At 26.8% G+C, this 11,194-nt stretch carries 11 protein-coding genes; all 11 read left to right on the top strand.

Features of this window, described 5'->3' with window-relative positions:
- Window positions 1-229: 229 nt before the first annotated feature.
- Window positions 230-556 carry a thioredoxin family protein gene (locus HMPREF0216_RS11380; protein WP_005214387.1) on the top strand — a complete coding sequence of 109 codons (327 nt, stop codon included), beginning with the start codon at window positions 230-232 and terminating at the stop codon, window positions 554-556.
- A 124-nt stretch (window positions 557-680) separates the two neighbouring features.
- On the top strand, window positions 681-1,826 hold the full coding sequence (locus tag HMPREF0216_RS11375; RefSeq protein WP_005214385.1) for a glycerate kinase family protein: 1,146 nt from the start codon (window positions 681-683) through the stop codon (window positions 1,824-1,826).
- Between the two features lie 221 nt (window positions 1,827-2,047).
- Complete coding sequence (locus tag HMPREF0216_RS11370; protein ID WP_005214384.1) at window positions 2,048-3,340, top strand: MBL fold metallo-hydrolase; 1,293 nt, start codon at window positions 2,048-2,050, stop codon at window positions 3,338-3,340.
- Window positions 3,341-3,435: 95 nt separating this feature from the next.
- On the top strand, window positions 3,436-4,947 hold the full coding sequence (locus HMPREF0216_RS11365) for a bifunctional metallophosphatase/5'-nucleotidase (protein ID WP_005214380.1): 1,512 nt from the start codon (window positions 3,436-3,438) through the stop codon (window positions 4,945-4,947).
- Between the two features lie 432 nt (window positions 4,948-5,379).
- Complete coding sequence (locus HMPREF0216_RS11360) at window positions 5,380-5,832, top strand: LytTR family DNA-binding domain-containing protein (RefSeq protein WP_040419774.1); 453 nt, start codon at window positions 5,380-5,382, stop codon at window positions 5,830-5,832.
- The gene (locus HMPREF0216_RS11355) at window positions 5,832-6,446 is read left to right on the top strand and encodes a DUF4318 domain-containing protein (RefSeq protein WP_005214375.1); all 615 of its coding nucleotides are present in this window, start codon (window positions 5,832-5,834) and stop codon (window positions 6,444-6,446) included. The genes HMPREF0216_RS11360 and HMPREF0216_RS11355 overlap by 1 nt, the downstream gene beginning before the upstream one ends.
- Before the next feature lie 15 nt (window positions 6,447-6,461).
- The gene (locus HMPREF0216_RS11350) at window positions 6,462-6,716 is read left to right on the top strand and encodes a hypothetical protein (protein WP_005214374.1); all 255 of its coding nucleotides are present in this window, start codon (window positions 6,462-6,464) and stop codon (window positions 6,714-6,716) included.
- A gap of 180 nt (window positions 6,717-6,896) precedes the next feature.
- Entirely contained in the window at window positions 6,897-8,246 is a 1,350-nt protein-coding gene (locus HMPREF0216_RS11345; RefSeq protein ID WP_005214373.1) for an MATE family efflux transporter, read from the top strand.
- Window positions 8,247-8,460: 214 nt separating this feature from the next.
- Window positions 8,461-9,441, top strand: a complete 981-nt coding sequence (locus HMPREF0216_RS11340; RefSeq protein WP_005214372.1) for a LacI family DNA-binding transcriptional regulator — start codon at window positions 8,461-8,463, stop codon at window positions 9,439-9,441.
- Window positions 9,442-9,654: 213 nt separating this feature from the next.
- Complete coding sequence (locus HMPREF0216_RS17755) at window positions 9,655-9,873, top strand: PTS transporter subunit EIIB (protein WP_234088836.1); 219 nt, start codon at window positions 9,655-9,657, stop codon at window positions 9,871-9,873.
- 166 nt (window positions 9,874-10,039) lie between these two features.
- On the top strand, window positions 10,040-11,113 hold the full coding sequence (locus HMPREF0216_RS11335) for a PTS transporter subunit EIIC (RefSeq protein ID WP_005214369.1): 1,074 nt from the start codon (window positions 10,040-10,042) through the stop codon (window positions 11,111-11,113).
- Window positions 11,114-11,194: the final 81 nt, after the last annotated feature.

Genomic DNA, 11,194 nt, shown 5'->3' with positions numbered 1-11,194 from the left:
TAAAAAGAGCAACACTGTTGCTCTTTTTATTTGCTTTTCGCTTTAAAATCAACATCATTTAATAAAACAGTCTTAAAAAATTATGACTAGTACCTATATAGGGATAATAATGATATAATTAAAACAAAATATAAAATAAAAATATCATGTAGTAGTTTTATTTAAAAATTCAAAAGAGAGAATTAAGTGATTTTTAAATATTAAAGTAATAACTTAGGAGTGAATATATATGAATAAGTTACATAATGAAGATGAGATAATTGAATTAATAAATAATAATAGTATGGCAGTAGTATATTTTACTGGCATGGATTGTGGAGCTTGTGAAGTAATTAAATTTAAAGTAGAAAATATATTGAGAAAACATCCGGAAATTAAAAGTGGAGAAATAAATGGTGAAGAAGATTTACAGATAGCAGTGAAATATGGAGTTTTTTCACTACCAATATTTTTACTATTTATTGAAGGAAGAGAAACTTTAAGAATAGGAAGAAATATTGATTTGCTCGAGTTAGAGAGAAATATTGAGAGATACTATAATATGATATATAAATAAAAATAAACCTTGTCATTTAAGGAGATGGCAAGGTTTATTAATATTAAACAATATAGAGATATTTTTAAGATAATAGTTTTAAATATAAATTTAATAGTTATTAAGAGTTTATGGAGAATGTAAAATGAAAAAAGGTTTTGTTATTGTATTAGCACCAGACTCTTTTAAAGAAAGTATGAGTGCTAAAGAAGCTTGCATGGCAATGGAAAGAGGAATAAAAAAAGTAAATTCAAATATTAAATGTGTACATGTTCCTATGGCAGATGGGGGAGAAGGTACTATGCAATCATTAGTAGATGCTACAAATGGAAATATCTATTCTTTAGAAGTAATTGGGCCATTAGGAAATAAAGTTAAAGCACAGTATGGTATTTTAGGTGGTGGAAAAATAGGAATATTAGAAATGGCTAGTGCTAGTGGAATACACTTAGTTCCATTAGATAAAAGAAATCCATTAATAACTACTACTTATGGTACAGGGCAACTTATTAAGGCTTGTTTAGATAAGGGAGTAAAGAAATTATTAATAGGTATTGGAGGAAGTGCAACTAATGATGGTGGAGCAGGAGTTATTCAAGCTCTTGGTGGAAGATTATTAGATAAAGATGGTAAAGAATTAAGCTTTGGAGGGGGAGAGTTAGGAAAACTACATACTATAGACCTAACTGATTTTGATCAGCGATTAAGAGATATTTCGGTGGAAGTAGCATGTGATGTTAATAATACACTTTGTGGAGAAAAAGGAGCATCAAATGTATTTGGTCCTCAAAAGGGGGCAACAAAGGAAATGGTTAACTTATTAGATAATAATTTAAAACATTATGCAAATGTAATTAAAGAACAAATAGGTAAAGATGTTTTAGATGTAGTTGGAGCAGGCGCTGCAGGTGGATTAGGTGCTGGACTTATGGCTTTTTTTAATGGAACTTTAAAAAAAGGAATTGAAATGGTAATTGAATATACTGGTTTAGAGAATGAGATTAAAGAAGCAGATATGGTTTGGACAGGTGAAGGAAGTATTGATTTTCAAACGCAATATGGTAAAACACCTTTAGGTGTTGCCACTGTTGCTAAAAAATATGATAAGCCTGTTATAGCATTTGCTGGAAGGGTTGGAGAGGATATAGATATTTTATATGAAAAGGGAATAGATTCTATATTTGGAATTATAAAAGATGTTACATCAATTGAAGAGGCTTTAGAAAAAGGTCAAGAAAATATGGAAAAGACTGCTGAGAATGTAATAAGACTTATGAGTTTAAAGTGGTAAATAAAAGTTAAGGTGTATTATATAATTTTATTTGAAATAATCATTGTTAATAAAGGTATAGTATTAAAGTCATATAATAATATATGTAATATTAAGATAGTTTTTATATAGTAACTACCTTTTTATTGTAAGATATAAATATTGTAATTAAATAAAAATAAGTTATTATATAACTATAATAGAACAAATGATAAATCATAAAAAAAGGAGTTGTTTGCAATATGTTAAATGACAAGAAAACAAAAATTACATTTCATAGTGGAGTTCTAACAATTGGTGGAACAATTATTGAAGTTAAGTATGAAGATAGCCATATTTTCTTTGATTTTGGAAGCGAATACAATCCGTCTGCTAAGGTGCAACCTACAGATTTACAAGGATTATTAGATGAAAGCTTAGTTCCATTCTTAAATAATATCTTTGACCCTAAAATTGATTTAAAAGGATATGAATCAAAAAAAGATGATTTCAAAAACACAGCGGTATTCTTATCACATATTCATTTAGACCATTCTAAAATTATCAATTATTTAAATCCTGAAATACCTTTATATACTTTAGAGGGAACAAAATCTTTATTAAATACTTTAAATATTAATAATGATTTTATTTTCCCTTTTTATGAAAAGCAAGAAAATAACACTAGAGAAGTAATTGGTGTTAAAGAAAATGAAACTGTACAAGTTGGAAAAATAAAGGTAAAAGTAATGCCAGTTGATCATGATGCTTATGGTGCTTGTGGTTTGGTTATTGAAACTCCAGATTTAAAAATGGCTTATACAGGAGATATAAGACTTCATGGTTATAGAGAAAATGATACATTGAATTTTTGCAAAGAAAGTGAAAATTGTGATGTTTTATTAATTGAAGGGGTCAGTGTTTCTTTCCAAGAGTTTGGAGATCCTATAAGGGAAACAGAAGCAAATAATGAACCAGAGCTTATAGAAAAAATTAATGAAATGGTAAAAAATAATGATAATAAGCAAATAACATTTAATTATTATATTTCAAATGTAGAAAGAATTTTAAATATAATAAAAACTAATCCAAGAAAAGTTGTATTAGATGCATATTACTCATATGTAGTAAAAGAAGCAACTGGAATTCAAAGTTATTATTATCAATTAGATGATAAAGAATATGGGTTAGATGAAAGTTTTAAAGTTGAGTTTGAAGAATTATTAGAGGATGAAAGTAAGTATTTCTGGCAATTAGATACACTTGCTTTAAAACATATAGATAAATTAAAATCAGGTGGAATTTATATTCATTGTGATGCTCAACCATTAGGTGATTTCGATCCAGCATTTGCACCATTTGTAAAGAGGTTTGAGGAGTATGATATAGAGTTTATGATACTACCATGTAGTGGTCATGCGCGTCCTTATGATTTAATTAAGATAATAGATTTAATTAGTCCTAAACTATTAGTTCCAATACACTCTTATCGTCCAGAAAAACTATATAATAAAAATGGAGATAGATTATTACCAAGTAAGGGACAAACAATATAGTATATTTAAACTAATGAGAAAAGCAAAGTAGAGTAAAATTTCATTATAAATTTTAGATAATAACTTTTACTTTATTAATTGAAGGGAGAATACAAATGAAAATAGCTATATATCAAACAAGTGATTTACATGGATATGTCTATCCAACTAATTATGTAAAAGAACAACCACTTGGAATTCTTAAAATAGGAAGCTATATATTAGATGATGAAAAAAAATATGATGCTTCTTTAAAGATTGATTGTGGTGATTTAATACAAGGATCAGCATTGGCACATTATTTATCCAAACAAAAATTAAAGAAAAATCCTATTTTAGAAGGTTTAGAGTTTATTGGATATGATGCTTATATATTAGGGAATCATGAATTCAATTATGGTAAAGAATATTTAAATACTTCGTACAAATTAGTAGAAGATAAAATAATAAATGCTAATATTGAAGGTTTAGAATTAAAAAGTGAACCATATAAAATATTTGATTTTGATGGTTTCAAAATTGCATGTATTGGACTTACAACAGGATTTATACCTAATTGGGAGCATGAAAAAAATATTACTAATTTAAATTTTTTAGATCCAGTTACTATGTACGGTAAATATGAAAAAGAATTAAAAGAAAAATCAGATTATATTATAGTGTGCTATCATGGTGGCTTTGAAAAAAGTCTAGATGGAAGCAATACACCAACAGAGAAACTTACAAAAGAAAATCAAGCTAGTGAATTGTTAGAAAAGTTTAACTCTATTGATATGGTTTTAAGTGGGCATCAGCATAGAGCTTTTATTACTATGATGAATGGTATACTTTGTGCACAACCACTTCATAATGGACAAAAATTTACTAAGGTTGTATTAGATACTGAAACTAAAGACTTAAGTTATGAATTAGTTGATGTTTCTAAGTTAAATAACCAAATTAATAAATATATGGAAGAAATATTTAATAATGTTGAAGCTAACTTAAAAGATTATTTAGATAGAGAAATTGGTGAATTTGATAAGGATATACTTATGGATGATATTTTTGAGGCCAGATTAAAAGGGCATCCATTTATTAATTTTTTACATCAAGTTCAACTTGAAGCTTCAGGTGCGGATTTTTCAGTCTTATCTCTATTTGATAGTGCTATTGGCTTTAAGAAAAATGTATCAATAAGAGATGTGTTAATTAATTATCCATATCCAAATACATTAATGGTATTAAAGGTTAGGGGAGATAAGATAAAAGAAGCTATTGAAAAGGCTGCTACTTATTTTGTAGTAAAGAACGGAGAAGTTAAGATTAGTGATGGATTCTTAGTTCCTAAGGTTCAAAACTATAATTACGATACTTTTGCTGGTTTTAATTATAAAATTGATTTATCAAGAGATTTTGGAGATAGAGTTATTTCTATGACAAAGGATGGAAAAAATATTGAGTTTGATAAGTATTATACTGTTGTTATGAACAATTATCGTGCAACTAATACTTCTATTTATCCAGCATATGAAGGTGCTGAAGTGGTTAAAGAAATAAATACTGATATTAGTGAACTTATAATTAACTATTTTTTAGAACACCATAATATTAAAGTTATAGAAGAAAGCAACTATATAATTAAATAATATAATTAGAATATGTAATAAGTTAGAATAGAAATAAAGAGTATTTTAATTTAATAGAAGCACTAAAAAACTTAAATCAATTAGAGAAATCTAGATTATTTTAATAAAGAAAATTGTTAATTTAAATAAACTAGAAATATTAACTATTAATATTGATATAGAGAGTAAATTGTAAAGTGGTTAAAGTAAGGCTATATAAATAACAACATTAACAAGTTATTTATATAGCCTTAATATTATTCAATTAAAAGTTTTAATAGTAATAATAAATGCCACTTAGCTTTAATTAACGACCGGTTAGAGGTAATCTGTGGAAAAGTACTTAGCTCTAGAGTATTATTATATTAAAGAACACAATTAAGTGAATTTACTTAATTTAATTAAAGATAAAAGCACGTGCAACCTTTATTAAAAGTTTTTAGGGGGAATTTTATGAAAGTATCAGTTCATGAAATAGGAATAGAAAAAGATGAATTTATAGATTTATATATCCATGAAAAAAATAAATCAATAGATATTCTTATTGATTATATAGAAAATGAAAAATATGCATCTATTAAATTATCATGTTATAAGAAGGAAGAGATTTTTAAAATTAAAAGTGATGATATTTATTATATAGAAACCAGTAGGGATAAATTATTAGTTCATACAAGAAACGAGATTTACGAATATAAAAATAGATTGTATGAGTTGGAAAAAATATTACCATCTAAGTTTATAAGGATTTCAAAATCTACAATATTAAATTTAGAAATGGTAATGTCGTATAATCCCATGTTTAATGGACTGATGGAAGTTAAATTAAATAATTTAGAAATAACTTATATTTCAAGAAAGTATTTAAAGGAAGTAAGGGAACGTATTAAGGGAGGAATAGAATAATGAGAGAAAATATAATAAAGGGTACTAATGTAGGGTTTCTTTTGCTTATAAGTTCAATTTTAACATTAAGATTTACTAATGATTTTGAAAATACTATGAAGCTATTTAATTATTTTGTACCAATTCTAATAGGATATGTAGTTATAGGAATAATATTTCAATGGATTAGAAATTTACCCAGCAAAGGTAGTTCGGGTAGTTTAGGTATAGGAATATATTATTGGGTATCCATGATTATGATTGTTATACCTGTTTTGGGAATGTTTATAGAAGGTTACATTAGATATATTATATTAGTTAATGTGATTGTAATTATTGTGTTGTGGGCAGTTGATTATATGCATTTAAGCAAAGTGGCAAAAGAGTTAAATGGAGGAAGAGCTGTTAAGCATAAAACTTTAATAGTAGATTTAAAGTCAAAACCTAAGACTAAGGAAGAGTTTTTTAGAGTGTTAGAAGAAAATTGTATGTCTAATGGAGATTCTCTTGAATATATAGAAAGAGATATTCCAGCTGTTATAAGAATAAATGGAATATTATATAAAGCTGAAATTGGATATTATTATTCAGTGGCGGGAGAGGCAGTATATACATTGAGGATAACAGAGTTTTAATAGGGAGAGAATATTATGATAGGAAAATTTTTAAAGAAGATGGTCAAGCTTAATATAGATATACCTTATGATGGAAATCTTAAATATCCAACTAACAAAATAACTAAAGCAGCCATAGTAAAATATTGTGTTGAAGAAAAACTAGAATATGAATTTCTTGATGATAATGAAGATGGAAATATAATGGTTACTATTGAGCAAAAAGAATATGAAGTATTACGCCCATTTACAGGTAGAGGAGGTTATGCAATTATTTGTAGACCTGTTTAAAGTATAAGTAACTATAAGTTTAGAGGTTATAGGTATATATTATATTAAAATATTATAATTTAAAGATGTTCTTACATGATTAAATATTATATAAGAATATCTTTTTTATTTATATATTGACCTTTAGTTAAGTTTAGGGTATAAAGTTAATTTGTGGATTGAATTTGGAGGGTATATAAAATGTTAAATATGAAGGTAGACTTATTAAAGGGAAATATATTTAAATCATTAATTATTTTTGCAATTCCATTGTTTATATCGAACTTATTCCAACAGTTATATAATACTGTAGATATAATGATTGTAGGAAATTTTTTAGGTGATACATCTTTAGCAGCAATAGGAGCTTGTTCATCTATATATGAATTATTAGTAGGATTTGCTTTAGGGATAGGAAATGGACTTAGTATTGTTGCAGCAAGAAGTTATGGTTCAAATGACGAGAAATTATTAAAGAAATCAGTTTCGGGATCAATAGTTATTGGTATTTTTGTAACAGTAATAATTATGATTATATCGGTTGTATTGTTAATGCCATTATTAAAATTATTAAATACACCATCTAATATAATAGATGAAGCATATTCCTATATTTCAACAATAACTTTATTTGTAGGAGTTATGTTTGCTTATAACTTATGTGCAGGATTATTAAGAGCTATAGGAAATAGTTTTATGCCGTTAGTATTTCTTATAATATCATCTATATTAAATATTATTTTAGATATAGTATTTATTACACAATTTAATATGGGAATTAAAGGTGCTGCTGTTGCAACAATTATAGCACAAGGAATTTCTGTTATATTATGCGTAGTATATATTTATTTTAAGAGCAAAATTCTTATTCCAAGAAGAAGTAGTTTTAATGTAGGAAAGAAGCTGTATAAAGAATTAATAGGACAAGGTCTTTCTATGGGACTTATGATGTTTATTGTATCAACAGGAACAGTTATATTACAAACAGCTATAAACGGTTTAGGATATCTTACAATTGCAGGGCATACTGCAGCAAGAAAGTTAAATAGTTTTTGTGCATTACCAACTATAACAATGTCATTATCACTTTCAACTTTTGTTTCTCAAAATAAAGGAGCAGATCAAGGATATAGAATTAGAAAATCGCTTTGGTATTGTAACTTAATATCAATTGTATGGGGATGTATAATTTCTATTGTATTGCTATTTTTTGCGCCTATGTTAGTAAGAATTTTATCCGGATCTAATGAGGAGTTAGTTATTGAAATTGGAGCAAAATATTTGATACTAAATGCACCATTTTATACTGTATTAGGAGTATTACTAAATTTGAGAAATTCATTACAAGGATTAGGAGAAAAAGTACTTCCCCTTGTATCAAGTATTATTGAGTTTATTGGAAAGATATTATTTGTTATTTTCATTATTCCAAAGACAGGATACTTGGGAGTTATAATTTGCGAACCAATAATTTGGTGTGCTATGTGTGCTCAACTTATATATGTTTTTTATAATCATCCTTATATTAAAGCACATAAGAATAATAAATAGATAAGTTTAGTACAGAATGATTAATTTAATATATAATAAATAATTTTTATTTAAAGTCATGTAAGTGCGTATGCTTACATGGCTTTTTTAAACAAAAAATTATTATTACATTGTTCATAATTTAGTTATTGTATATAATTAAATGAAGATAATTTTAATCTGATTTTATTTAGATAATAATATATATTTAATGAATATATAAGGGGAGAAACAAATGGTAACTATTAAAGATGTTGCAAAAGAAGCTGGTGTATCTGTAGGAACGGTTTCAAATGTAATAAATAATATACAGGTTAAACCATCTACAAGGATTAAGGTAGAAGAGGCAATAAAGAAGTTAAATTATGAACCTAATATTTATGCTAGAGGGTTTAAAATGAATAGAACTAATACTATAGCTGTAATCTTACCTACAATATGGAATCCTTTTTTTAGTGAATTGGCGTATAATATAGAAAAATGCTTAAGAAAAGTTGGAATGAAAATGATTCTTTGTAACTCAAATGAGGATAATAAAGCTGAAATAGAGTATATATCTATGGCAAAGCAAAATAAAATGGATGGAATAATAGCCATAACTTATAGCGATATTGATGAATATGTTTCTGAAAATATTCCTTTTGTAAGTATTGATAGATATTTTTCTAAAAATATAACGTATGTATCTAGTAATAACTTTGAAGGTGGACGAATTGCAGCAAAGAAGTTAGATGAACTTGGATGTAAGAAAATAGCTTATATAGGAAGAGGTTCTAAAATAAATAATGCTACAAGAAAAAGAAAAGATGGTTTTATTAGTTATTGTAAAGAATATAATATAGATTATGAAATATGTGAATTACTAGGTTCTACTGAGGAGTTTGATAAGTTACTGGATAAATTTATAGAGAGTAATTTTGAAGATGATATAAAAATACAAGGTGTTTTTGCTGTAACTGATGAATATGCAGTAGATTTTATAAAAAAATTAAATAAATATAATATAAAGATTCCCAAAGATGTTCAAGTAATTGGATTTGATGGAAGTAAATCATCAGCTAAAGACACAATAGAAATATCAACTATTAGACAGCCTGTTGAACTTATTGCAGAAGAAGCGGTTAAAGCATTAATAAATATTATAGAAAATAATAAAGTGAAAAAAGAAATAATTTTACCAGTTAAATTTATTGAAGGATACACTACAAAAAAATAAATTTTATTTAGGATTTTATATAAATAAGATTTCAAGTTTTATACTTTAAAATATACATAGTATATATATTAAGTAAAGAATAAGAAATTGAAAAATAAAATCCTATTTTTTTATAAAAAAATATTGACGAATTGATGAAAACGTATTAACATGATTAATATAGAAAATGAAACGTTTCAAAAATGAAAATAACAGCCAGGGGGTTGGATGGAAATGAGTAAAAATTACAAAGAAATAGGTAAAGAGATTTTAAAGAATATAGGTGGTAAGGAAAATGTAATTAGTGCAGCACACTGTGCAACTCGATTAAGATTAGTGCTTAAAGATGATAAGAATGTCAATGTTAAAGAAATCGAATCAATGGCAGAAGTCAAAGGAAGCTTTAATACATCGGGGCAATTTCAAATAATTTTAGGATCAGGTTGTTGTTGATGAGGTTTATAAAGAATTTATAAAATTAGCTAATATTAAAGAAGAAAGTAAAGATGAATTAAAAAGAGAAGCTGATAAAAAATTAAATCCATTACAAGGATTATTAAAATCTTTAGCAGATGTTTTTGTTCCTATATTACCAATATTAGTTGCAGCAGGATTGCTAATGGGAATAAATAATATATTAACATCTCAAGGATTATTTATTGAGGGACAATCTATAGTAGAAGCATATCCACAATTTAAGGATTTGGCAGAATTAATAAATACATTTGCTAATACAGGATTTGCATTTTTACCAATATTCTTAGGATTCTCAGCAGCAAAAGCCTTTGGAGGAAATCCGTATTTAGGTGCTTGTATTGGTGCACTTATGATACATTCAGACTTATTAAATGGATATAGTTACGGTGCAGCAGTTGTTGATGGAACTGTACCAGTATGGAATATATTTGGATTAAATATAGCTAAGGTTGGATATCAAGGAACAGTACTTCCAGTTTTAGCAGCTGCATTTGTTTTAGCAAAAGTAGAAAAGATGTTGCACAAAGTAATACCTTCAGTATTAAATAACTTATTAACACCACTATTTACTGTGTTTATCACTGGTATATTAACATTTGTTGTTATAGGTCCTGTAATGAGAGGATTAGGGGATGGTATAACAACAGGATTATTATGGTTAATAAATACATTAGGTCCAATAGGTGGAGCAATATTTGGATTCTTGTATGCTCCAATAGTTATAACAGGTATGCATCATAGTTTTGTGGCTATAGAAACTCAATTATTAGCAGATATAGCAACTACAGGTGGATCATTTATATTCCCAGTTGCAGCAATGTCAAATGTAGCTCAAGGTGCTGCAGCATTATCAGTACTTCTTATTTTAAGAAAAGATAACAAGATGAAAGGAATAGCATCAGCATCAGGTATATCTGCTTTACTTGGAATAACTGAACCAGCAATATTTGGTGTTAACTTAAAGTTACGTTATCCATTCTTTGGAGCAATGATAGGATCAGCAGTTGGATCTGCTTATGTAATGCTGACAAAAGTTCTTGCAATATCTCCAGGAGCAGCTGGATTACCAGGAATTATATCAATTAGACCTACATCTATAGTAAACTATATAATTGCAATGATACTTTCAATGGTTGTAGCTGTTGTATCAACAATTGTTATAGCAAAGTTTATGAATAAAAAACAAGTGGCAAATGATGAGCAAATAGCTGCATAGGAGTGTTTTATGAAATAGGAGGAATTAGTACTATACTAATGCCTTCTATTTTGTAATTAATAAATAATTATAAGATATTAA

The sequence above is a fragment of the Clostridium celatum DSM 1785 genome, from assembly GCF_000320405.1.
Lineage (GTDB): Bacteria > Bacillota > Clostridia > Clostridiales > Clostridiaceae > Clostridium > Clostridium celatum.
This window is presented reverse-complemented; position numbering and strand designations above follow the sequence as displayed.